19 protein-coding genes and 1 pseudogene are annotated in these 23289 nt (G+C 65.6%); 12 read left to right on the forward strand and 8 right to left on the reverse strand.

The window, feature by feature from the left end; translation table 11 throughout:
• Positions 1-204: 204 nt before the first annotated feature.
• On the forward strand, positions 205-699 hold the full coding sequence (locus tag ACEN8U_RS22505; protein ID WP_310110254.1) for a DUF421 domain-containing protein: 495 nt from the start codon (positions 205-207) through the stop codon (positions 697-699).
• Between the two features lie 42 nt (positions 700-741).
• Here the strand turns inward: ACEN8U_RS22505 and ACEN8U_RS22510 are convergent, their stop codons facing one another.
• Positions 742-2139, reverse strand: coding sequence for an MFS transporter (locus ACEN8U_RS22510; RefSeq protein ID WP_310110256.1), 1398 nt, complete (start codon positions 2137-2139; stop codon positions 742-744).
• Positions 2140-2403: 264 nt separating this feature from the next.
• On the opposite strand from ACEN8U_RS22510, the gene ACEN8U_RS22515 reads away from it, so the two are divergent.
• Positions 2404-2556, forward strand: a complete 153-nt coding sequence (locus tag ACEN8U_RS22515; protein ID WP_013588207.1) for a hypothetical protein — start codon at positions 2404-2406, stop codon at positions 2554-2556.
• 222 nt (positions 2557-2778) lie between these two features.
• Here ACEN8U_RS22515 and ACEN8U_RS22520 read toward each other — a convergent pair whose 3' ends face one another.
• On the reverse strand, positions 2779-2937 hold the full coding sequence (locus ACEN8U_RS22520) for a hypothetical protein (protein ID WP_310110413.1): 159 nt from the start codon (positions 2935-2937) through the stop codon (positions 2779-2781).
• A 463-nt stretch (positions 2938-3400) separates the two neighbouring features.
• Between ACEN8U_RS22520 and mprF the strand changes: the two genes are divergently transcribed.
• The 8 genes from mprF to ACEN8U_RS22560 all read left to right on the forward strand — a co-directional run bounded on the left by mprF (position 3401) and on the right by ACEN8U_RS22560 (position 15232).
• Positions 3401-5953, forward strand: a complete 2553-nt coding sequence (gene mprF, locus ACEN8U_RS22525) for a bifunctional lysylphosphatidylglycerol flippase/synthetase MprF (protein WP_310110405.1) — start codon at positions 3401-3403, stop codon at positions 5951-5953.
• The gene (locus tag ACEN8U_RS22530) at positions 5950-7251 is read left to right on the forward strand and encodes a virulence factor family protein (RefSeq protein ID WP_310110258.1); all 1302 of its coding nucleotides are present in this window, start codon (positions 5950-5952) and stop codon (positions 7249-7251) included. The genes mprF and ACEN8U_RS22530 overlap by 4 nt, the downstream gene beginning before the upstream one ends.
• A 481-nt stretch (positions 7252-7732) precedes the next feature.
• Positions 7733-9334, forward strand: a complete 1602-nt coding sequence (locus tag ACEN8U_RS22535; RefSeq protein WP_310110259.1) for an amino acid adenylation domain-containing protein — start codon at positions 7733-7735, stop codon at positions 9332-9334.
• A 70-nt stretch (positions 9335-9404) separates the two neighbouring features.
• The gene (locus ACEN8U_RS22540; RefSeq protein WP_013588212.1) at positions 9405-9665 is read left to right on the forward strand and encodes an acyl carrier protein; all 261 of its coding nucleotides are present in this window, start codon (positions 9405-9407) and stop codon (positions 9663-9665) included.
• A gap of 31 nt (positions 9666-9696) precedes the next feature.
• Positions 9697-11607: an alpha/beta fold hydrolase gene (locus ACEN8U_RS22545; protein ID WP_310110261.1), complete on the forward strand. Its 1911-nt coding sequence runs from the start codon at positions 9697-9699 to the stop codon at positions 11605-11607.
• 222 nt (positions 11608-11829) lie between these two features.
• Positions 11830-13401 carry a threonine ammonia-lyase, biosynthetic gene (gene ilvA, locus ACEN8U_RS22550; protein ID WP_310110263.1) on the forward strand — a complete coding sequence of 524 codons (1572 nt, stop codon included), beginning with the start codon at positions 11830-11832 and terminating at the stop codon, positions 13399-13401.
• Between the two features lie 257 nt (positions 13402-13658).
• The gene (locus tag ACEN8U_RS22555) at positions 13659-14837 is read left to right on the forward strand and encodes a 4-hydroxybenzoate 3-monooxygenase (protein WP_310110265.1); all 1179 of its coding nucleotides are present in this window, start codon (positions 13659-13661) and stop codon (positions 14835-14837) included.
• 143 nt (positions 14838-14980) lie between these two features.
• A complete protein-coding gene (locus ACEN8U_RS22560; RefSeq protein WP_310110267.1) occupies positions 14981-15232 on the forward strand; it encodes a hypothetical protein in 252 nt (83 codons plus the stop codon).
• A gap of 83 nt (positions 15233-15315) precedes the next feature.
• Here the strand turns inward: ACEN8U_RS22560 and ACEN8U_RS22565 are convergent, their stop codons facing one another.
• The gene (locus ACEN8U_RS22565) at positions 15316-15585 is read right to left on the reverse strand and encodes a hypothetical protein (RefSeq protein ID WP_015002497.1); all 270 of its coding nucleotides are present in this window, start codon (positions 15583-15585) and stop codon (positions 15316-15318) included.
• 221 nt (positions 15586-15806) lie between these two features.
• The gene (locus tag ACEN8U_RS22570) at positions 15807-16178 is read right to left on the reverse strand and encodes a hypothetical protein (protein WP_309583116.1); all 372 of its coding nucleotides are present in this window, start codon (positions 16176-16178) and stop codon (positions 15807-15809) included.
• 660 nt (positions 16179-16838) lie between these two features.
• Between ACEN8U_RS22570 and ACEN8U_RS22575 the strand changes: the two genes are divergently transcribed.
• Positions 16839-17387 carry a cytochrome b gene (locus ACEN8U_RS22575; RefSeq protein WP_310110270.1) on the forward strand — a complete coding sequence of 183 codons (549 nt, stop codon included), beginning with the start codon at positions 16839-16841 and terminating at the stop codon, positions 17385-17387.
• A gap of 118 nt (positions 17388-17505) precedes the next feature.
• Here the strand turns inward: ACEN8U_RS22575 and kdgR are convergent, their stop codons facing one another.
• The 3 genes and pseudogenes from kdgR to kduI all read right to left on the reverse strand — a co-directional run bounded on the left by kdgR (position 17506) and on the right by kduI (position 20179).
• Positions 17506-18384: a DNA-binding transcriptional regulator KdgR gene (gene kdgR / locus ACEN8U_RS22580; protein ID WP_310110272.1), complete on the reverse strand. Its 879-nt coding sequence runs from the start codon at positions 18382-18384 to the stop codon at positions 17506-17508.
• Between the two features lie 112 nt (positions 18385-18496).
• The gene (gene kduD / locus ACEN8U_RS22585) at positions 18497-19297 is read right to left on the reverse strand and encodes a 2-dehydro-3-deoxy-D-gluconate 5-dehydrogenase KduD (RefSeq protein WP_310110274.1); all 801 of its coding nucleotides are present in this window, start codon (positions 19295-19297) and stop codon (positions 18497-18499) included.
• 46 nt (positions 19298-19343) lie between these two features.
• Positions 19344-20179: pseudogene (gene kduI, locus ACEN8U_RS22590) on the reverse strand (5-dehydro-4-deoxy-D-glucuronate isomerase).
• 331 nt (positions 20180-20510) lie between these two features.
• On the opposite strand from kduI, the gene kdgT reads away from it, so the two are divergent.
• Positions 20511-21527, forward strand: coding sequence for a 2-keto-3-deoxygluconate transporter (gene kdgT, locus ACEN8U_RS22595; protein ID WP_310110276.1), 1017 nt, complete (start codon positions 20511-20513; stop codon positions 21525-21527).
• Between the two features lie 170 nt (positions 21528-21697).
• Here the strand turns inward: kdgT and ACEN8U_RS22600 are convergent, their stop codons facing one another.
• Entirely contained in the window at positions 21698-23143 is a 1446-nt protein-coding gene (locus ACEN8U_RS22600) for an NAD-dependent succinate-semialdehyde dehydrogenase (protein WP_310110279.1), read from the reverse strand.
• Positions 23144-23289 lie beyond the last annotated feature (146 nt).

The raw sequence follows: 23289 nt of genomic DNA on the forward strand, positions 1-23289 counted from the left end.
ATCGTTTGCTTCTTGATGGCATCGGCGGATGGCGACAGAAAGTCGCGAGGCCGTTATCCAGGCGGCGCACAGAGCACACGCCGCCCGCGCGATGGCAGCAAGGGGCGGCAAGGGCCGGCGCAACCACCGCGAGCCGCCCGATGAGCGCCGTCCTCGCCGCACAAAAAACCATGAGGGCAACGCGCTGCAAAGGAGGACACAACAATGATGGACGCGATCTATCTGCTATTCGGGCAAGGGCGAGATCTCGACCCGCTGCAGATGAGCGTGCGCGCGCTGGTCATTTTTCTCGCCGCGCTTGTGTTGATCAGGGTTTCCGGCCGGCGCTCGTTCGGGCAACGCTCGCCGTTCGATTCGGTGGTGGTGATTCTCCTCGGCGCCACGTTGAGCCGCGCGATCGTGGGCGCGTCGCCGTTCGTCGCGACCGTGCTGGCATCGCTCGTCATTGTCGTGTGTCACCGCCTGCTCGCGTGGGTCTGCATGCGCTGGCACGCGGTGGAGCGGCTCGTGGGCGGCGTCGAGCGCGAGGTGTACAGCAACGGCGCCTTCAACGAAAACGAACTGCGCGCCGCGCTGATGACCTCGAACGACGTGCGTGAAAGCGTGCGGCAGAAGCTCGGCTCGCGTTCGCTCGACAAGGTGGCGGCGGCGATTCTCGAGCGTAACGGCGAGGTGAGCGTGATCCGCAAGGAGCCGTGACTATTGCGCAGCCTCACAGGCGCGGGCAGGCGACGGTCGGCGTCAGCCGCGGCCCCCGCGCGAGATTTCCTCGCCGGCGCCGGGCGGCAGCCGCAGCGTGACCGGGATCGACGCGAACGAGCACAGCCCCACGACAAGGAACGCCGGCCAGAAATCCGACCACATGATGGCTTCATGGCCGTTCAGCAAACGCGACACTTGCAGGACGATGCCGCCGACGGTGACGCCGAGACCGAGCGACATCTGCTGTACGACGCTGCCGAGGCTCGTCGCGCGGCCCACGTCGCGGCTCTCGATTTCCGCATAGGTCAGCGAATTCAGACTCGTGAATTGCAGCGCGGGGAAAAAGCCGCCGAGCAGCACGACCACCCAGATAATCCACGTCGGCGTGCCGGGGAAAAAGAGCCCGCATGCGGCGATCGAAATGCCCGACAGGGCCGCGTTGACGACCAGCACCGAGCGAAAGCCATAGCGATGCAGCGCGCGCGACGCGACCGCGCGCATGAACATGCCGCCGAATGCCGACGCGCAGGTAATCAGCCCGGATTGGAACGCGCTCATGCCGTGCCCTTCCTGCAGCATCAGCGGCAACAGGAACGGCAGGGCGCCCAAGCCGATGCGAAACAGCGAACCGCCGAGCACGCTCGCCTGAAAGGTCGGCACCTTGAAAAATCGCAGATCGAGCAGCGGCAGCCGCGCGCGCTGCGCATACGCGACATAAAGCAGGAGCAGGACGGCGCCGATGCCGCACATGCCGAACGCGTCGCGATTGGCAATCAGTTCCCCGCCGACGAGCGACAAGCCGAGCAGAAACAGCACCGCGCCCGCCGCGGACAGAAAAAAACCGATCCAGTCGAGCGGCCCGGGATCCGGTTCGCGCGTGTTCGCGATGTGCCGGTTCGTCAGGTAGATGCCGAGGATGCCGATCGGCACGTTGATGAAGAAGATCAGGCGCCAGTGCAGGTAGGTCGTGATAAAGCCGCCGAGCAGCGGCCCGGCCGCCGGGCCGAGCATGGCGGGCACGCTCAGATAGTTCATCGCGCGGATGAAATCGGCTTTGTGCACGACCCGGAAGATGATGATCCGGCCGACCGGCACCATCATCGCGCCGCCGACGCCTTGCACGAAGCGGGCGAGCGTAAAGGTGGCGAGGGAATTGGACGCCGCGCACAACAGCGAGCCGGCCACGAAGATGCCGATCGCCGTGCGAAAGACGGTGCGCGCGCCGAAGCGATCGGCTAGCCAGCCGCAGACGGGGATAAAGACGCCGAGCCCGAGCACGTAGCTCGTGACGGCGATTTTCAGCGTCACGGGATCACGCCCGAAGTCGCGCGCCATGGCCGGCAACGCGGTGACGATGACGTTGGCGTCGACGCTTTCCATGAACATCGCGCATGCGACGATCAAAGGCGCAATCAGGGTTTTCTCGGCGACGGTCATGGAGCGGGGCGGAGGCGGTCTGTCGCCGGTAAGGGAAGAAGGACGCAAGAGGCAAGGCGACAGACAAGGGGGCATTATTGCACCTGTACGGTGCGGTTTGTTAATACTGGGCCGTGCATGCCACGCTTTTGAGCGCCGTCTCGAAGGGAAGCGGCCGCGCCGGTGTGTTTCTCACGCCACAGGTTTGTTTTTTGTTGCGTTGCGCAATAAGAAGACTATAATCGGGTTATTCCCTAGGTATAAACCCTATACAGGAGCCCGACCATGAACACCGCAACGAACGCCGCATCCGCCCGTAACACTGTCGCCGCTAAGGGCAACTGGCTTGCCAAGCTGCGCGCGCTGGCACTCCACGCGCTGAACCTGCATCTGCAAAACTGCGCTGTGATTGCAGAAGCGCACCGCCGTCCGCAGTAAGCGCGAGGCGCGGCGCACGGTCCCGTTGCGGGCCGGCGCGCACGCAGCCAGCCGTCCCCTGCGCAAGGCAGGTGTAAGAAGAGGCGAGTCGAATCTGACAGCAGTCAATATGAAAGCAACAAGCGGCGCATTCAGCGCCGCTTGTGTTTTGTAATCCCGCCCGTGGCGCGGGGCTCCGGGTGCAACTCGCCGTGCCGGGCCGTCCACGCTCATCGCGCAAGCTCATTCGCCCGAGCGACGGGCCGCCCGGGCGAGCGTTTGCCGCATTTTCGCGGCTCGCGCCGAAAGCGCGCTCATCGCCAGCGCCGTCGACACGAGGCCGACCAGATACAAACCGGCCATCATCCAGTCCTGTTCCGCCATCATCGTTTCTCCCGTCAAGTGCCTCCTTCTTGCGATCAACGGATCGCATCTCCCGAGGCTATTGCTTGCGATTACGGCAGCGGCGGCGAAAAGCTTGAGCGGCAACCGTTGGCACCTCGCGAAATCGCCGGCTCCTCCGGACACGCATGAGCTCATGCCGAAATGTTCGTTCGCCGCGCATGATTAGCGTTTAAACTTCACCCCCCTGAGTTTCGAGGCCGGCCGGCAGGCGACGGGTTGTGCCGGGTTGTGCCGGGTTGTGCCGTAAGGGCGCTGCTTATATGGGCCGTCGGCCCAGGTTAAACCCCGCCGCAATGCCCCGCACTGTCAACCTTTTGATCGGCATGCCGTTATCCAGTTGTAATCACCGAAGGCGGCCTGGCGGCAGACGGCCCGCCGCCGCGACAGCTGACAGCTCCACGCAAGGCCCGCATTGACCATGTTCCATCGATATAAGAACAAATTCGACCGGCTAGGCGCGATGTTCGTCCAGGCATCGAAGGCGCCCGGCATCAGGGGATTGCTTTCGCCCGTGCTCGCGCTCGGCATCTGCGGGCTGCTGCTGGTCGTGCTTCAGCATCTCTCGCAGGCGGTCGATTACCGCTCGGTGATGCACGAGCTGCGCCGCCTGACGGCCCGCGAATGGACGGCCGCGCTCGGCGCCACCGCGCTGAGTTATCTGGCGCTCGTCGGACGCGATGCCGTGGGCCTGCGCTACCTGGGCGCAAGCGTGCCGCGGGCGGCGCTGTGGATCGGCGCGACCGCCGGTTCGGCGCTCGGCAACGCCACCGGATTCGGCGCGTTGACGGGCGGCGCGGTGCGCGCCCGCGTCTACGGCGCGGCGAGCATCACGCCCGCGCAGATCGGCCGCATGACAGTCTTCACGAGCGTCTCGCTCTCGCTCGCGCTCGTCCTGATGACGGCGCTCGGCATGGTGTGCGTGGCCGGCCTGCTTGCGCCCCTGCTGCATCTGTCGTCCACCACCGTGCGCTGCGTGGGCGCGTTGCTGCTCGCCGCGCTGGTTGTGCTGGCGGCCGCCTGCCGCGTCGAGACGCGCGCGGTCCGCACGCGCTGGCCGTGGCTTTCCTTCGACATTCCCGCACGCCGCGACCTGCTCGAGCAGGTCGGCCTCGCGGTCGTGGACGTGGTCGCCGCCGGCCTCGCACTGTGGGCGTTGCTGCCGCATGCGGACGTGAGCTTCGTCACGTTCATCACCGTCTATGCCGCCGCCATGCTGCTCGGCATGATCGGCCATACGCCCGGCGGCGTCGGCGTGTTCGAGGCGGCCATGGTATTCACGCTGAACGGCAGCGTCGCCACCCAGCAGATGGTGGCTGCGCTGCTCGCATATCGCGCGATCTATTTCGGCGCGCCGCTTGTCGTCTCCGCGGCATTGCTGGCCGGCTTCGAAGGCCGCGCGCTGAAAGGCCGGCTGCCGTTGCGGCAGGCGGCGGGCGCATCGAAACTCGCGCCGCTCTTCCTGAGCCTCGTCACGTTCGTGGTCGGCAGCATGCTGGTGATTTCCAGCGCCACGCCCGCGTTCTGGCAGCGCCTCCATATTCTTCGCGACGTGTTGCCGCTGTGGGTGCTCGAAAGCTCGCAAATGCTGTGCAGCGTGCTTGGCGTGCTGCTGTTGTTCGTCGCGCGCGGTTTGCTGCGGCGTCTGGATGCAGCGTGGTGGATGACCTTGCTGCTGGCGGTGCTGAGCCTCGCGTTGTCGCTGACCAAGGGGCTTGCATTCGTCGAAGCGGGCGTGCTGTGCATGCTGATCGTGCTGTTGCTCGCGACGCGCCGGCGCTTCAATCGCCATTCGTCGCTGTTTGCCGAACGGTTCACGGCCGGCTGGCTCGTCTCGGTGGCGATGGTGCTGATGCTCGCCACGTGGGTGATGCTGTTCGCGTTCCGCGATGTGCCTTATACGCGCGATCTCTGGTGGCAATTCGCCTTCGACGAACGCGCGCCGCGCGCGCTGCGCGCAACGCTGGCCGCCAGCCTTTTTGCGGCGACGTTCTCCTTCTGGCAGTTGCTGCGGCCCGCGCCGGGCCATTTCGTGAAGCCCGCGCCGGAAGATCTGCAGGACGCGGCGCGCATCGTGCGCGCGCAGGAGCGCAGCGACGCAGGGCTCGCCTTGATGGGCGACAAGAGCTTTCTGTTTTCCGAGTCGCGCGAGGCGTTCCTGATGTACGCGAAGTACGGCCGCACGTGGGCCGCGCTGCACGATCCGGTCGGTCCGCGCGAGGAGTGGGCGGGTCTCATCAGCAAGTTCGTTGCGCTCGCCCATGCGCACGGCGGCCGCGCCGCTTTCTATCAGGTGCGCGCGAACGCGTTGCCGCTGTATCTCGACGCGGGTCTGTCGCTCATGAAGCTCGGCGAGGAAGCGCACGTCGTGCTCGACGATTTCGACCTCAAGGGCTCGCATCGCGCGCATCTGCGCTATGCGCTCAAGCGCGGCGAGCGCGACGGCTTCACCGTCGAAGTGATCGATCAGGCGGACGTGCCGGCGTCGCTCGAAACGCTGCGCGGCATTTCCAACGGCTGGCTGAATAGCCGCGACGCGCGCGAAAAGAGCTTCTCCGTCGCGGCTTTCACCGACGAATACCTCGCCGCGCAGTCCGTCATGCTGGTGCGCCAGCATGGCGAGCCGGTCGCATTTGTCACTTTCATGACGACCGACCTGAACACCGAAGCCACAGTCGGCGTGATGCGTCACGTGGAAAGCGCGTCGCCGTACGCCATGGAATATCTGTTCACGCAACTGGCCCTGCATCTGAAGCAGGCGGGTTTCCGCTCGCTCAGTCTCGGCATTGCGCCGCTCTCCGGCATGCAGCCGACGCCCCTCGCGTCGCACTGGCACCGGGTTGCCGGCATCGTGTGGCGCTTCGGCGGCCGCTTTTACAACTTCCGCGGACTGCGCGCTTTCAAGAGCAAGTTCCAGCCGCATTGGGAGCCGCGCTATCTCGCGGCGTCGGGTTCGGTGGGTGTGGTGTTCACGCTCGCGGACCTGTCATTGCTGGCAGGAGGCCGGCGTTCATGACTTTGCGTTCGTTTTTGGGGCTCGCCGTCGCGGCGAGCCTCGTGACTTGCAGCACGCTCGCCCACGCGGCGGCCACCGCTTCCTCTATCACCATTCCAGGCGGCCGTTACGGCAACGTCACGGTGACGCAGCCGGTGGGTCCGCTGCGCGGCTTCGTCGTGCTTTATTCGCAGGCGAGCGGCTGGAGTGCAGCCGATCAACACAGCGCGGACGAGCTCGCGAAGGCCGGTGCATTGACCGTCGGCGTGGATACCGCGCGGTATGCGGCGAATCTTGCGAGCAACGTCGGCGCCGCTGCCGGGCAGAAGAAAGAGGCCTGCCATCAACTCGTGGGCGACGCCGAAGCGCTGAGCCATCAGCTCGAGCGGCAGTCGCAGTCGAGCCATTACTTCGCGCCGATCGTCGCAGGCACGGGGCAGGGCGCGACGCTCGCCATGCAGGTGCTCGAACAGGCGCCGTCGAACACGATTGCCGGCGCTGTCGTCGTGGATGCGGAGCGCACGCTCGATCCGCGCTTTCAGCCATGCCCGCCCGATGCGACGATCATTCGCGACAAGATTCCGGGCTTCGTCGAGAAGGCGACGACGGACAGCGCCGACCGCGCGCGTCTCGTCGCATTGATCACGCCGCATCTGCAGACCGTCTCGACGCACGACGACGACCTCTCCGATCTGCCGCTCATCGAGCTGCCCGCGGCGCATCCGAACGGCCTGATGGCGATTGTCATTTCCGGCGACGGCGGCTGGCGCGACCTCGACAAGACCATCGCGCAGGCGCTGCAGAAAGACGGCGTATCCGTGATCGGCTGGGACAGCCTGCGTTACTTCTGGAGCGAGAAGCCGCCCGCGCAAACCAGCCGCGACCTCGCGCGCGTGATGCAGACCTACAGCGCGCGCTGGCACGCCGAGCACATCGCGCTGATCGGCTATTCGTTCGGCGCGGACGTGATGCCGTTCGCGTATAACCGCTTGCCGGAGGCGTTGCGCGCGAAAGTGTCGCTGATTTCGTTGCTCGGCTTTGCGCCGGATGCCGATTTCCAGATCCGCGTCGGCGGCTGGCTCGGCATGCCCGCGAGCGACAAGGCGTTGAAGGTGCGCCCAGAGCTCGCGCGCGTGCCGCCTCACATCGTGCAATGCATCTACGGCGAAAACGAAGAAGACACCTTGTGTCCGGCGCTGACGAAGACCGGCATCGAGGTCATCCGCACTTCCGGCGATCATCACTTCGGCGGCGATTACAACGCGCTCGAACGGCGCATTCTCAGCGCGTTCAAAAAACAGAGCGGCGTGCACGACTGATTCAAACGGCGCCTCGTCCGCCGTTTGCGTGACGGCTAGCCAGGCTCGCGACTCGCTCACCCGCCGCGCAGCGTCGCGCAATCCGCACGTTGCCGCGTGAGTTCAATCCAGCGCTTCAAACCTGATCTACGCAGAACGACACCCGCGCCATTCACCCGGCACCGAACGCGGCGCCTGCGCGCGTCAACGGGCCTTGCGGGCCCGATCGCGCTTTGCGAGCGCTATCGCACATATAGCGGCGCTGCCGGCTTTTATGATCCTTTCAAATCCTTCAGATTCGACCGGCCGTGTAACCTCCCGGTCAGTCAAGCTGCAAGGCGCCGTTCCGTCCATTCTGGTTGTGACATTCTGCTGCGATAACGCAGCACGCCGTCGTGCAGTCTCGCTGTGCGGCGGTGTGCTTTCGACATGACGGGCAGTGGCCATCGCACGGTGAGCGCCGTGCGCGGCGTGTCCGTGCATGCGCCACGCGAGGCCGTGAATGCTGGATTTCCTTTTCTTCGACACTGCCGCGCGCGAGCCCGAGCGGCGCGCGCTGTGGGTCGACGAACAACTGTACTGCTACGGGGATCTCGCTGCGCGTGCCGGGCGCATCGCGGCGGGGCTGAACTGCGTGATGCCTCGCGACGGCGCGCGCCGCTGTCTGCTGTTCGCGCACCGCAGCGTGGCCGCGTATGCCGGCTTGCTCGGCATCATGAGGGCCGGGCTCGCGTACGTGCCGCTCAATCCGACGGTGCCCGCGGCGCGCATTGCCGCGACCATCGAGCAGTCGAAGGCTCCGGTGCTGCTGGTCGACCGGCGCTGCTCGGCCCGGCTCGAGGAAGTGCTGTTGCTGCTGGACGAATGCCCGGCCGTCTTTTTTATCGGCGACGAGGACGCGCCGCACAGCACGTGCGACGCGCGCCAAGCGCGCTGCGCGGATCATTGGCCGCGGCTGCCCGACATGTCGAATGCGGCGCGGCCCGCCGCTTCGCGCACGCCGCACGATCACGCCTATGTGCTTTTCACATCCGGTTCGACCGGCGCGCCGAAAGGCGTGCCGATCTCACATGCGAACGCCTCTGCGTACGTGGCCGGGCAACTGCAATTGCTCGGCCGCGAGCCCGACGCGCGCCACGCGCAGTTTTGCGAGCTGTCCTTCGATCCTTCGGTGCACGACATGTTCGTGTGCTGGGCCAACGGCGCCTGCCTGTATGTGCCGGCAACCGTGGAGCCGATCTATAACGCGGGCTTCATCCGCGAACATGCGATCACCCATTGGAGCAGCGTGCCCTCGGTGGCCGCTTTCATGCAGCAGTTGCGCAAGCTCCAGCCCGACGAATTTCCGGGTCTGCGCGTGACCTGCTTCGGCGGCGAGGCGCTGCCGCGTTTCGTCGTAGAGGCGTGGCAGCGGGCCGCGCCGAACGGCCGGATTTTCAACGTCTACGGTCCCACCGAAACGACGATCGCATGCGCGGCGTTCGAAGTCACGCCGCAGTTTCTCGCGGAATCGTCGGAGGCCACGATGCCGCTCGGGCAAGCTGTGCCCGGCATGGAACTGCTTATCGTCGATGCCGCGCTTTCACCGGTCGCGCGCGGCGAGAGCGGCGAACTGCTGATCGGCGGGCCGCAAGTGGCGGCGGGCTACCTGCGCGCCGACGAGCCGAATAATCGCCGCTTCGTCGAACGATCCTATGCCGGATACCGCTCGTCGCGCTGGTATCGAAGCGGCGACGCCGCGCGCGAAGTCGCCGGCCACGGCGTCGTGTTTCAAGGGCGCCTCGACACGCAGATCAAGATTCGCGGCAACCGGGTCGAGATCGAGGAGGTCGAGCAGGTGATTCGGGCCTGCAGCCGCGCCGCGTTTTGCGCGGTGATTCCATGGCCCGTCGACGAAACCGGGCGAGCCGACGGACTGATCGCGTTCCTCACCGGCACGCCGGTCGACGCGGCGCATGTCGTCTCGGGCTGCCGTCAGCGGTTGCCGGCCTACGCGGTGCCGCAGCGCGTGATCGCGCTCGACGCGATGCCGCTCAACGCGAACGGCAAGATCGACAGAAGGGCGCTGGCGGCCCATTGCGTGAGCCGCAATGCGCTCATCTGAGAAGCAGACAGTCTGCGCGACGGCGACGTTCGAGCGCCGCGCGAGCATCCACACATCCGGGGAAAAATGAATGAAACAACATGTGCGCCGCATTCTTCATGAGACAGCCTGCCTCGACGTCGCAGTCGAGACGCTCGGCGATGACGACGATCTGTACGCCGCCGGATTATCGTCGCTCGGCACCGTGCGCGTGATGATGGCCGTGGAAGAGAGCTTCGCGATCCACATTCCGGGCCCTCTGATCACGCACGCGATGTTCGCGAGCATTGCCGCGCTCGCCGGCGTGATTGCCCAGCTCGTGCCGGAGGAGTCGCTTGCGGCGCGTCCCTGAGGCGGCGCGAGCGCGACCCGCCACGACGATCATGGCCACGATGACACCGGTGACGTTCGACGGCTGCTTCGGCTGGCTGCACCAGCCGAAAGACTTGCGCGCCGCCGCTTGCGTGGTGCTGTGCAATCCGTTCGGCTATGAGGCGCTGTCCGCCTATCGCAGTGCGCGCGAGCTCGCGGACGCGCTGGCCGCGAGCGGGGTTGCGGCACTGCGCTTCGACTATCCCGGCACGGGCGACTCGAGCGGCAACGAGGACGATCCGTTGCGCTGGCGCGCGTGGCTCGACAGCATCAAGGCGGCGGTGACCCTGCTGCGCGAGGAGAGCGGCGCGTCGCGCGTCACCTTGTGCGGCCTGCGTCTTGGCGCGACGCTCGCCGCGCTTGCCGCGCAGGAACTGGGCGGCGTCGACGACCTGGTATTGTTGATGCCGGTTATCTCGGGCAAGGCTTACATCCGCGAACTGGAGCTTCAGCAGCACACGTGGCTCGGTGCGCAACGCGCGCTCGGACTCGAGCTGGAGGAAGAGCCGCGCGGTACTGTCGGCGCCCATGGCTTCAGGCTCTATCCGGACACGCTCGCGCTGCTCGCGAACGTCGATCTGGAACGGCCCGCCGAATCCGGCGATGCACCGGGCGGCGAGCGACTTGCCCGCCGCGTGCTGCTGCACGACATCAACGACAGCGCGCGCTTGCGCAGACTCGCGGCCCGCTATGAAGCGCTCGGCGCCCAGGTGCAGGTGCAGTTTTTCGGCGAGTACAGCAAGCTTTTGCTGAATCCGAGCGACAGCGAGCCGCCGCGCCGCGCGTTCGACGACGTGTTGTGCTGGCTCGGCGCGACGGTGCGAACGGCGCCCACCGCGCCGCCGACCGCGCGGCTCGCGTCGGTCGCGCCGGTGGCCCAAGGCGCCCACGTGGAGGTTGCCGACCCCGCGGCATCCGCTAGCCTTGTTTTCGCGGACGGGCGCGAGACGCCTGTGATGTTCGGCGGCTACGCAGGCGTGCTGTGCGAGCCGCAGCGCGCACTTCATGCGGCGCCGGCGGTGCTCTTCGTCAACTCGGGCGGCGTGCACCGGATCGGCGACGGCCGCTTCACGGTGCTGATGGCGCGGCGGCTCGCATCACAGGGCGTCGCGTCGCTGCGCATGGACCTGAGCGGTCTTGGCGACAGCGTGCGCCGCGACGCGGCGCTGACACTCGACGCGGTCTATTCGACATACGCGATCGACGACGCCTGCGCGGGCATCGACTGGCTGACGGCCGCCGGTTATCCGAAGATCGTGATGGCGGGCGTGTGCAGCGGCGCCTATGTGAGCCTGCATGCGGCGCTTGCGCGCGCCGCCGTCGTTGGTTGCGTGTGCATCAATCTGCCGTTTTTCACATGGGGCGGCGCGCGCGTGCGGCCAGGCTCGCAGTATGTCGCGTCGAGCGAAGTGTATCGGCGGGCCATGCGCAATCCGCGCAAGTGGGTGCGTCTGTTGAGCGGCCAGGCGAATGCGCGCGCGATCACGCTCGAACTTGCGCGCCGTCTTTCGGCACGCGTCGCCGCGCGCGCGGGCGCCGTGCTCGAAGCATGGCTCGGCGCGCGCACGCCAGGCGGCGCGATCCGTCGACTCATGTTCGAACTGGAGCGCAAGGCCGTGCAAACGGCGCTGCTGTACGGCCCGCTCGACGAGGGCCTCGACGAACTCGACATTCACTTCGGTCCTGACGGCACCCGGCTGCGCAAACGAAAGAACGTTTCAATGAAGAAAGTCGGCAAGGTCGATCACGCGCTTTTTTCACGCGGCGCGCGTGACGCGATGATGGCGCAGTTCGAACTGTTCCTGCGCGAACGCGTAGTTGGGGCGCGCGGCGAATCGGCCGCGGCTGCGCGCGGTGCGCGGGCTCTCCAACCGGGACCGGGACCGGAACCGCGGCGGCAGCCCAGGCCGCAGCGCCCCTGACGCGCCATTGACAAATCGTGACAAGTCAACGATGATCGGATGCATGAACTGCCTCGACATCCGTATTGCGCTGATTATTAGCATCATTCATCGAATGGTGGGTTAGCGCGCGTCTGATTGCAGTCACACATAACCCGCCCCACGAGGCGGGTTTTTTATGTCCGCTTGCTCCGCCTCCTGGTCGACTTTCGATGTTACGTCCTTGCCGCACAGGAGCCTGCCTTGCTGTTACGCGAACCCGCACCGCTTGCTGAAGCCGTCGACGCTGTCGCGCTTCGTCACGACTACCTGAAAAAAACCCTCACCGCGCGCGTCTACGACGTGGCCCGCGAGACCGAACTGGAACGCGCGCCGCATCTGTCGGCGCGTCTGCGCAATCCGGTGTATCTGAAGCGCGAGGACAACCAGCCGGTGTTCTCGTTCAAGGTACGCGGCGCGTACAACAAGATGGCGCACATTCCGGCCGAGGCGCTCGCGCGCGGCGTGATCACCGCGTCGGCGGGCAATCATGCGCAGGGCGTGGCGCTGTCGGCGGCACGCATGGGCGTGAAGGCGATCATCGTGGTGCCGGTCACGACACCGCAGGTCAAGGTCGACGCGGTGCGCGCGCACGGCGGTCCGACGGTCGAAGTCGTGCAGTTTGGCGAATCGTATAGCGACGCCTACGGCCACGCGGTCAAGCTCCAGGAAGAGCGCGGCCTCACGTTCGTGCATCCGTTCGATGATCCGTATGTGATCGCCGGCCAGGGCACCGTGGCGATGGAAATCCTCAGCCAGCATCAGGGCCCGATTCACGCGATCTTCGTGCCGATCGGCGGCGGCGGACTCGCGGCGGGCGTTGCGGCCTATGTCAAATCGGTGCGGCCCGAAATCAAGGTGATCGGCGTGCAGACCGACGATTCGTGCGCGATGGCCGCGTCGCTGAAGGCCGGCGAGCGCGTCACGCTCAACGAAGTGGGCCTCTTTTCCGACGGCACCGCGGTGAAACTCGTCGGCGAGGAAACCTTCCGCCTGTGCCGCGAGTATCTCGACGACGTGCTGCTCGTGAACACCGACGCGCTGTGCGCCGCGATCAAGGACGTCTTCCAGGACACGCGCAGCGTGCTCGAACCGGCGGGCTCGCTCGCGGTCGCGGGCGCGAAGCAGTACGCGGAGCGCGAGGGCATCGAGAACCAGACGCTGATCGCGATCACCTCGGGCGCGAACATGAATTTCGACCGCATGCGCTTTGTCGCCGAGCGCGCCGAAGTCGGCGAGGCGCGCGAAGCGGTGTTCGCGGTGACGATTCCCGAGGAGCGCGGCAGCTTCAAGCGTTTCTGCGAACTGGTCGGCACGCGCAGCGTGACCGAATTCAATTACCGCATTGCGCAGGCCGAGTCCGCGCATATTTTCGTGGGCGTGCAGATCCGCAACCGCAGCGAGTCCGCGCAGATCGCGGGCGCATTCGAGGCGCATGGTTTTGCCACCGTCGACCTGACTTTCGACGAACTCTCCAAGCAGCACATCCGCTATATGGTGGGCGGGCGCTCGCCGCTCGCGCATGACGAGCGCCTCTTTCGCTTCGAGTTTCCGGAGCGGCCCGGCGCGCTGATGAAGTTTCTGTCGTCGATGGCACCCGACTGGAACATCAGCCTCTTTCACTACCGGAACCAGGGTGCGGATTACAGCTCGATTCTCGTCGGCATTCAGGTGCCGGAAGCCGATAACGCGGAGTTTGAGCGCTTTCTCGCGACGCTCGGTTATCCGTATTGGGAAGAGACGGAGAATCCGGTGTATCGGCTGTTCCTGGGTTGAGGCTGTTGAGCGCAGCGCGTGTGCTCGGGGTTTACCTTGAGTGCCACGTGCATGCGCGCGCCGAACACATACACCGTGGCCGCGGCGCAAACGCCGTCAGCAGGGCATTGCGCCGTGCTGGTGGCGTTGCCGCCACTTTGCACGGCCTGTGCATTATCTAAAAACGGGATACAGCCTATCCGCCCTATCGCGTTGCGCGATAGCCCCTGCGATTGCCAAACTTGTTGCAAATCAAATTTGCACACAGGAGACACATCATGCGCACCCAGGTTGGCATTATCGGTGCAGGGCCGGCGGGCCTGCTTCTTTCCCATCTTCTTCATTTGCGCGGTATCGAGTCGGTCGTGCTCGAAACCCGCACGCGCGAGCAGATCGAATCGACGATTCGCGCCGGCGTGCTGGAGCAGGGCACGATGGATCTGCTGACTCAGGCCGGCGTCGGCGAGCGCATGAAGGCCGAGGGCGCGCTGCATCACGGCTTCGAGCTGGCGTTCGAAGGCAAGCGCCGGCGCATCGACCTCACCGGACTCACAGGCCACTCGATCACCGTGTACGCTCAGCACGAGGTCATCAAGGATCTGGTCGCGGCGCGCGTGGCTGCCGGTGGCGCATTGCGCTTCGGCGTGTCGGACACGTCGCTGCATGATATCGACACCGACAAGCCGTCGATCCGCTATCGCCACGAAGGCGAAGCGTGCGAGCTGCAATGCGACTTCGTCATCGGTTGCGACGGCTCGCAAGGCGTGTCGCGCGCGTCGATTCCGCAGGCGCTGCGCCGCGACTACGAACGCGTGTACCCGTTCGGATGGTTCGGTATCCTCTGCGAAGGGCCGCCATCATCGGATGAACTCATTTACGCGCGCCACGACCGCGGCTTTGCGTTGATCAGCACGCGCTCGGCCAACGTGCAGCGCATGTATTTCCAGTGCGATCCGAAGGATTCCGTCGACAACTGGTCCGACGATCGCATCTGGGCCGAACTGCACGCACGCGTCGATTCGCACGATGGCCAGCACGTGGTGGACGGCAAGATCTTCCAGAGAAACATTGTCGGCATGCGCAGCTTCGTCTCGGCGACGATGCAGCACGGCCGGCTCTTTCTTGCAGGCGATGCCGCGCATATCGTGCCACCGACGGGCGCAAAAGGCATGAACCTGGCCGTCGCCGACGTACGTCTGCTCACGAAGGCATTGAACGCGTTCTACGTCGAAAATCGCACGGACCTGCTCGAGCGCTACAGCGAAACGGCGCTCAAGCGCATCTGGCGCGCCGAACATTTCTCGTACTGGATGACGAGCATGATGCATCGCATCGAGGGCGCGTCGCCGTTCGAGCAGCAGCTCCAGGTGGCCGAACTGGAATACGTGACGACGTCGCGCTCCGCCGCCACGGTGATGGCGGAGAACTATGTGGGCGTGGCGGTGCGGGAAGATTAGCCGCGAGCGATTGTCGGGCCAACAGCAACAGTGAATTCAGGATTAGCGGATTTATCGCCTGCTGCGACGAACCTACACTGCCTCCATCGCTACGAACGAATCCCGCTCGCGGCACCGATAAAGACATGACCGGAGGTGGTGAAATGAAATCGCTTATTCGCGCTGTTGCTGTTGCCGTGGTGCTCGGGGCGCCGATCGCCTCGATGGCGCAGAACGTGGGACAAGCCGCGCCGCAAGATGCGCAGGTACCGCAAAGCCAGGCGGCGGCTCAGCAGGACGCCGTGCAGGCAGTGCATAGCGGCTACGGTTCGGACAGCCATGGAACCTGGCAAGCGGGCCGCGACGGCGACATCACGTTCAGCTCTTACTCGCCGCCGGTTTACAACGCGCGCTGAGCACTGGCTGCAAGCAGGCGCCGATAAAAAAGCGCGCGACGCATCATGCGCCGCGTGCTTTTCTTATTTCTTATTCCTGTTTTCTATTTCTGAATCGCATCCGCTTGCGGCGAGCGCAACAAGGTGATCTCGTTGCGCAACAGCGCGAGCAGGTCGTCGTCGGTCGGCCGCGTGCCCCAGTGCCGCGCGCCGGCCACCGATGCAATGGCGATCCACGAATGCGGTGGAAACCATTCGCGAACGAGCGCACCGTCCTGGCGCAGGCACAATTGGCCGGTCTGCTCGCTGTATTCCGCGCAGACAAGCATGCCGTCGATCTCCGCGGTGACGCGTCGTGGGTCAGTGCGTAGCAAAGTGTCGCTCCTGCAAGGTGTCGACGCGGAGTCGCTCACGGCGCGGCGTGCTCCGCATCCCGTGGCGCTGCGCCTAAAGCGTCGGCAGTGCGTCAATAGCTCATTGTTAGAGCCGTCAATAGCGTCGATAGAGTCGACAGCCGAGCCGACCGCCGACTCGGCAGCGCATCAAGTGCGCATTAACTGCGCATTAACAGCGGATAAGCAGCGCATCGAGCGCCTCAATGATCGCCGCCGTGACCGTGCCACTCGCCATGGCCGTGCCACTCGTCGCGGCCGCGCCAGTCTCCGTGCGGACCGCGCGCGTCGCGCCACTCGCGTTCGCGGTGACGCTCTTCCCATTCGCGGCGTTCCCAGTACCGGTGACCGTCGTAGTAGCGGTCGCCGTACCAGCCCGGACTCACGACGACCACCGGGGGCGGCGGCGCATAGACGGGCGGAGGCGGGGCATAGACCGGCTCGGGCGCATAGACGACACCCGGAACGCCGATGTTCACGCCGACGTCGACGTGAGCGAGTGCGGCGGACGACGCCCCGATGCCGAGACCGGCGACGATCGCAATAGACAGCAAGCGGCTTTGTGACGAGTTCATGTTATTGATTCCCGCGTTTTTATGATTGAGTGTGGACGGTGCGGCGCGAGTCGCGATCAGTAACGGTCGTGGTAACGGTAATGGTCGTGATAGCCGCCTTCGGGCACGACGATGCAGCCGCTCAATGCCGTACCGAGCGTTGCCGCCAGAATGACCAATGCGAAAATTCGTTTCATGACAGTGCTCCTCTTTCCTGTTGATCCGAACTCTACTGAGAGGCGGTATTACCGTTGTGTTCGTGTGTAACAGGACGTGTCGATTGCACCGCGCGGACGGCTTGCGCGCGCTGCCGACAGGTGAGGGCGCGCGAGAACGGTGAAACGGGCGGCCATGCTCCGCGCGCCGCAGGCAAGCCCTTGAACGCGCGACGAAAAGCCCCGGAGCGCGCGCCTTGCAGCTTCCAGGGCGGCAGAACGGCTAAGCGCAGCGGACGCTGAAAAGCGGCGCTCGCGGCAAGGCGCCGCGGCTATGCTATGCGGATACATTCGGTTGCAGACTGGCGTTCTACGCGGGCTCTCGTGCGACACCGCGGCGCACGAGGCGCCTGCCGCGGCGGCCGTTCAGCTTCTATTAATATTCGCCAGGTAGCATACTGACTCCCCCGCTGGCGCGACACGCGCTTCCCACGACGCAAAGAGAGAGACGATAGGTCCAGTCAACATGCAATCCTTAGATACGAATTCGCCCCGTTATGTGCCCGGCTATGACGGCGTCGCCAAATTGCTTCACTGGCTGGTGGTCCTGTTGATCGCCGCCCAGTTCGTGATCGGCTGGACGATGCCGGATATTCACAAGGGTACGGTGCCGGATGGGCTGATCGCGTGGCATCTCGGCGTCGGCGCGGCATTGGTTGCGGTGGTCGTGCTGCGAATCGTGTGGCGAGTCACGCATCGCCCGGCGCCGGCACCCGTGTCGCCGTTCTTCAGCGCGGTCTCGCACATCACGCACGGGCTGCTGTATCTCGCGCTCGTCATCGTGCCGGTGCTCGGCTGGGCGAATGCGTCGTCGCGCGGCTGGACGGTCAAGCTATTCGGCGTGCTGCCTTATCCGGCGCTTTCGCCTGTGGGTTCGAGCGTCGGCCACGCGATGGGCGACATCCACGGCATTCTCGCGTGGGTGCTGCTCGTGCTGATCGGTCTGCATGTGGCGGGCGCGCTCTTTCATCGCCTCGTGCTGAAGGACGGCGTCTTGCAGCGTATGCTGCCTTGACCGCCGGTGATGGGATGGCGGTTGCCGCCGTCCTGTCTCCTGGCTCCTGTCTGACGCGGCGTGAAGCCGCGCTGCCGCGCTGCCTCACGCGCCGCGTGAGTGCTGCACGATTACCCCCTCAACCCGGTTCGGCGGCCGCCGGCTGCGACGCGGCCGCTTCGCGATAACCGAGCCGCGTGGAGATCGCGAGGCCCGACTCGCGCAGCAGCGCGACGTAATGCGACTTGGTGTCGGCGCCGCAACGCATGGTCGGAAACGAAATCGACAGACCCGCGATCACCCGGCCGAAACGGTCGAACACCGGCACCGCGAGACACTGCAAGCCTTCTTCCTGTTCCTCGTTGTCCTCGCCGTAACCTTGCTCGCGAACGCGCGGCAGGATGCTCAGCACCGCCTCGGCTGAGGCGAGCGTCTTTTGCGTCGACTTGCGCAATTCGATGTGCGAGAGCACCTCGCGCGCGTCGGCGGGATCCATCCAGGCGAGCAGCACCTTGCCGATCGCCGTGCTATGAAGCGGATTGCGCCGGCCAATGCGCGACTGCATGCGCAGTCCGTAATCGGCATCGATCTTGTGGATGTAGATGATGGCGTCTTCGTCGAATGCACCGAGGTGCACCGCCTCGCGCGTCAACTGGCCGATGCGGCGCATTTCCACATCGGCTTCGCGCACGAGATCTACGCTTTCCAGCGCCTTTGCGCCGAGTTCGAAGAGACGGATGGTGAGGCGGTAGCGCTCGGTCTCCACTTCCTGCGTGACGTAGCCGAGCGCCTTGAGCGTCTGCACCACGCGATGCACCGTGGTTTTCGACAGGCCGAGCCGTTGCGACAGTTCGCTGATGCCGATCTGCCGGTGCTCGCCGATCGCGCCGAGAATCGCGAACACGCGGCCAATCGACGAAGCGGATTCGCCTTTGTCGCTGCCGGATTCGACGCCGTCCGCGTCGTGCGCGAGGAGCGGGGAGTCGTCCTTGCGCTGCTGTCTGCCGCTTGCTGCCATTTCCGTGATTTCCTGATTCAACGCTAGTCTGTGCCGCCTTCTCGCGGCGGCCGCGAGCATACCGCGTCTTGCGGGCGCCGCGAACCTATCGCGTCTTGCGTCTCGCGGCGGGTCAGCGCGCGAGCCATCCGCCATCTACCGCCAGTGTATGCCCATGCACGTAGTCCGATGCCGACGACGCAAGAAAAACCACCGGCCCCGCGAGATCGGCGGGCGCGCCCCAGCGGCCGGCCGGAATGCGGCTCAGGATTTCGTCGTTGCGCTGCGCGTCCTCGCGCAAGGCGGCGGTGTTCGCCGTCGCCATATAACCCGGCGCGATGGCGTTCACGTTGATGCGCTCTGCCGCCCATTCGTTTGCAAGGAGCCTCGTGAGACCGAGCACGCCGCTTTTCGCCGCCGTATACGACGCGACGCGGATACCGCCCTGGAAGGACAGCATCGACGCGATGTTGATGATCTTGCCGCCGCTTTGCTGGCGCACGAATTGCCGCGCGGCCGCCTGCGCGAGAAAGAACAGGCTCTTCAGGTTCACGTCCATGACGGCGTCCCAGTCGTCCTCGCTGAAGTCGAGCGCGTCCTCGCGGCGGATGATGCCCGCGTTGTTCACCAGCACGTCGACGCGTCCGAACGCTTCCACGGCGGCCCGCACGATGTCGTCGACCGGCGCGATCGAAGCCAGATCGGCGCGCACGTCCGCGAACCGGCGGCCGGCGGCGGTGACGCGCGCGGGCGTCTCGCCGGCGTCGGCACGCGATACGCCGACGATGTCACAGCCCGCCTCGGCAAGTGCGACCGCCATGCCGGCGCCGAGCCCGGCGTTGCTGCCGGTGACGACGGCAACCTTGCCGCTGAGATCGAACGGATGGGACGCAACGCGGTTCGTGGCAGAGAGATTCACAGTGTCAAAGCCCATGTCGTGTGTGGAGTGCTCATGACCAGCCGATGCGCGAGCGTACCGCTCAGCGCAAATCCTGCACGGCGATGTGGTCCATGTCGCCGAATACCTGGTTTTCGCCGACCATGCCCCAGATGAACGTGTAGGCGCGCGTGCCGACGCCCGAGTGGATCGACCAGCTCGGCGAGATCACGGCCTGTTCGTTATGCACGACGATGTGCCGCGTCTCGTTCGGCTCGCCCATCATGTGAAAGACCGCGGCGTCGTCGGCGATATTGAAATAGAAATAGACCTCCATGCGCCGCTCGTGCGTATGGCAGGGCATGGTGTTCCAGAGACTGCCCGGTTCCAGCCTCGTCATGCCCATCGACAGCTGACAGGTGGGCAGCACCTCCGGCACGATGAACTTGTAGATGGTGCGGCGGTTGCCGGTGGCGGCATCGCCAAGCGATTGCGGCGAGGCTTCCGCAAGCGAAATGGTGCGCGTGGGATGCGACGCGTGCGCGGGCGCGCAGTTCAGGTAGAACTTCGCGGGCCGCGCGGCGTCGTCGCTGCCGAAGGCCACCGCCTGCGCGCCGCGGCCGATGTAGATCGCTTCTTCGTTGCGGACCGTGTAGCGCGTGCCGTCCACGTCCACCCAGCCGTCGCCGCCGATGTTGATCGCGCCCAGTTCCCGCCGCTCGAGCAGAAGTTGACGCCGATCGCTTTGCCGAGCGAGTCGGGCACCTCGACGGCGCGCGTGGCCGGCCACACGCCGCCCACGATGATGCGGTCGATGTGGCTATAGGTGAGGCGCAGCGCATCGCGCTCGAATAGCTGGTCCACCAGGAACGCGTTGCGCAGCCCGGCGGTGTCGAGCGTCTTCGCGTATTCGCTGTTGATGGCTTGCCTCACTTGCAGGGTTGCTTCCACGATCGGGTCTCCGGTGAGTGGGCCGCCTCGCCGCACGTCGGCGGCGGCGCACGTCGGCGGCGGCGCACGTATGGGCTCGACTGTAGCGCGTTATTCGTTATTTCGGAACAGTGGTCCAGAAAAAATTGCGACGCATGAGTCGCAGGCCAAGGCAGGTCGTGGTACGCCGGGTAAACGATGACGGCAGCAAGGTAAAAATCCGGAACGCTGTTCCTTAGGCGATGCTATATTGCGCCGTAAGGGAGCAGCCGGCGCGAGACCGGTTCTTACGCAAGGTGCAGTCACCCGATCACCGGACCACAAGTCCACGGAGGAGACAATGAAGCTTAAGAAGACCATCGACCGCATTCCTGGCGGCCTGATGCTCGTGCCGCTGCTGCTCGGCGCCTGCGTTCACACGTTCGCGCCGGGGGCGGGCAAGTATTTCGGCTCGTTCACCAACGGACTGATTGCCGGCACGGTGCCGATTCTCGCGGTGTGGTTCTTCTGCATGGGCGCGACGATCGATTTGCGTGCCACCGGCACAGTGCTGCGCAAGTCCGGCACGCTGCTCGTCACCAAAATGGTGGTCGCGTGGATCGCGACCATCGTGGCGTCGCATTTCATTCCGGTCGACGGCATCAAGGCGGGGCTCTTCGCCGGCCTCTCGGTGCTCGCGATCACCACGTCGATGGACATGACCAACGGCGGTCTCTACGCCGCGGTGATGCAGCAGTACGGCACAAAAGAGGAGGCCGGCGCGTTCGTGCTGATGTCGGTGGAGTCGGGGCCGCTCGTCAGCATGATCATTCTCGGCGCGGCGGGTGTGGCGTTCTTCGAGCCGCGGCTTTTCGTCGGCGCGGTGCTGCCGTTTCTGATCGGCTTTGCGCTCGGCAATATCGACAGCGACCTGCGTGAGTTTTTCGGCCGCTGCGTGCATCCGCTGATTCCGTTTTTCGGCTTCGCGCTCGGCAACGGCATCGACCTCGCCGTGATCGCGAAGAGCGGCATGGCGGGCGTGTTGCTCGGGCTCGCGGTGATCGTCGTGACCGGCATTCCGCTGATTCTCGCGGATCGCTGGATTGCGGGCGGTAATGGCGCGGCGGGGTTGGCGGCTTCGTCCACGGCGGGCGCGGCGGTGGCCAATCCGGCGATCATCGGCGAGATGATTCCGAGCTTCAAGCCGCTCGTGCCGGCGGCGACCGCGATGGTCGCCACGGCCTGTCTCGTGACCGCGATTCTCGTGCCGATGCTGACCGCGGTGTGGGTGCGCCGGCATTCGACGCGCGATGCACTGCGCGAGGAGTTGCTAAGCCCGGCCGCGCCGCCGCTGAAGGAAGGCGACGTGCACGTGTAACCTCTGCCGTTCGCGCCGCCGTTAAGCCCGGACCGCCTCACTGCGGTCTGGGCTTTGTTTCGTGAAGGCGTTCGCCTGCGCTCACTCGTCGGCGACGAACTCACAGCACACCGGGTTGCTCGTGCGGCCAGGCACTGCTCGCGACGACGCAGTGCCCACCGCCTGCTGTATTACGACGACATCACCGTGACGGCCTTCGTGACCAGATACGCTTCCATCGCTTCCGGTCCGCCTTCCGAACCGTAGCCCGAGTCCTTCACGCCGCCGAACGGCATTTCCGGCGTGGGCGTGGCCGGCTGGTTGATCCACAGCATGCCGACTTCGAGCTGCTGCGACAGCAGATGCACGTTGCTGAACGACTTCGTGAACGCGTAGCCGGCGAGACCGAACGGCAGCCGGTTGGCCTCGGCAATCGCTTCTTCCAGCTTGTCGAAACCGCGGATCGCGGCGATCGGGCCGAACGGCTCGTTGTTGAACACGTCCGCTTCCAGCGACACGTTCGTGAGCACCGTCGGCGCGAAGAAGTTGCCTTCCGAGCCGACGCGCTCGCCGCCCGTTTCGATCTTGGCACCGGTCTTGCGCGCGTCGTCGAGCACCTTGCTCATGGCCGTCAGACGGCGTGCGTTCGCGAGCGGCCCGAGAGTCGTGCCTTCCGCGAGACCGTCGCCGAGCTTCAAGCTTTCGGCGTGTTTGACGAGCGCCGCGGCGAACTCCTCGCGAATGCTGTTGTGCACGAGAAAACGCGTGGGCGAAATGCACACCTGGCCCGCGTTGCGGAACTTGGCGCCGCCCGCGGCCTTCACGGCAAGCGCGACGTCCGCGTCTTCAGCCACGATGACGGGCGCGTGACCGCCCAGCTCCATGGTGGCGCGCTTCATGTGCGCGCCGGCCAGCGCGGCCAGTTGCTTGCCGACCGGCGTCGAGCCGGTGAACGTGACCTTGCGGATGACCGGATGCGGAATCAGGTAGCTCGAGATTTCGGCGGGGTCGCCGAACACGAGGCCCACCGTGCCGGCCGGCACACCTGCTTCGACGAAAGCCTGCAGAAGGCCTGCCGGCGACGCCGGGGTTTCCTCCGGCGCTTTCACGAGGAACGAGCAGCCGCTCGCGAGCGCGGCGCTCAGCTTGCGCACGATCTGGTTGACCGGGAAGTTCCACGGCGTGAAGGCGGCGACCGGGCCGATCGGCTCCTTCAGCACGAGTTGCTGCGCCGCCAGATTGCGCGAGGGCACCACGCGGCCATAGAGGCGGCGGCCTTCGTCGGCGAACCATTCGATGATGTCCGCGGCGGCCAGCACTTCGATCTTCGCTTCGGCGAACGGTTTGCCCTGTTCCTGCGTCATCAGGCGGCCAATGTCCGATGCGCGCTCGCGCACGAGCGCCGCTGCCTTGCGCATCACGGCCGCGCGCTCGTGCGCGGGCACCTTGCGCCATGCTTCGAAGCCGCGTTGAGCCGCCGCGAGCGCGCGGTCGAGGTCGGCGATGCCGGCATGTGCGACCTTGCCGATGACCTGGCCGGTGGCGGGGTTGAGAACGTCGATGGTCTTGCCGCTCGCGGCATCGCACCACTCGCCGTTGATGAGAAGTCGGGTATCGGTGTAGCTCGAAATTGCCATGCTGGTTCCTGTAAATGGGAAAACGACAGGCTGCGCGGCGCCCGGATAGCGAGCAGGGCGCGTGTGGCCGGAAAGGCACTGCCGATAAGGAAACATCTTATCTGATTGTGCTGGAACGCACCGGCGGCCGCGCCGCTCCGCCGCGG

Origin of the sequence: Paraburkholderia phenoliruptrix (genome assembly GCF_047325075.1) — a bacterium.
GTDB lineage: Bacteria > Pseudomonadota > Gammaproteobacteria > Burkholderiales > Burkholderiaceae > Paraburkholderia > Paraburkholderia phenoliruptrix.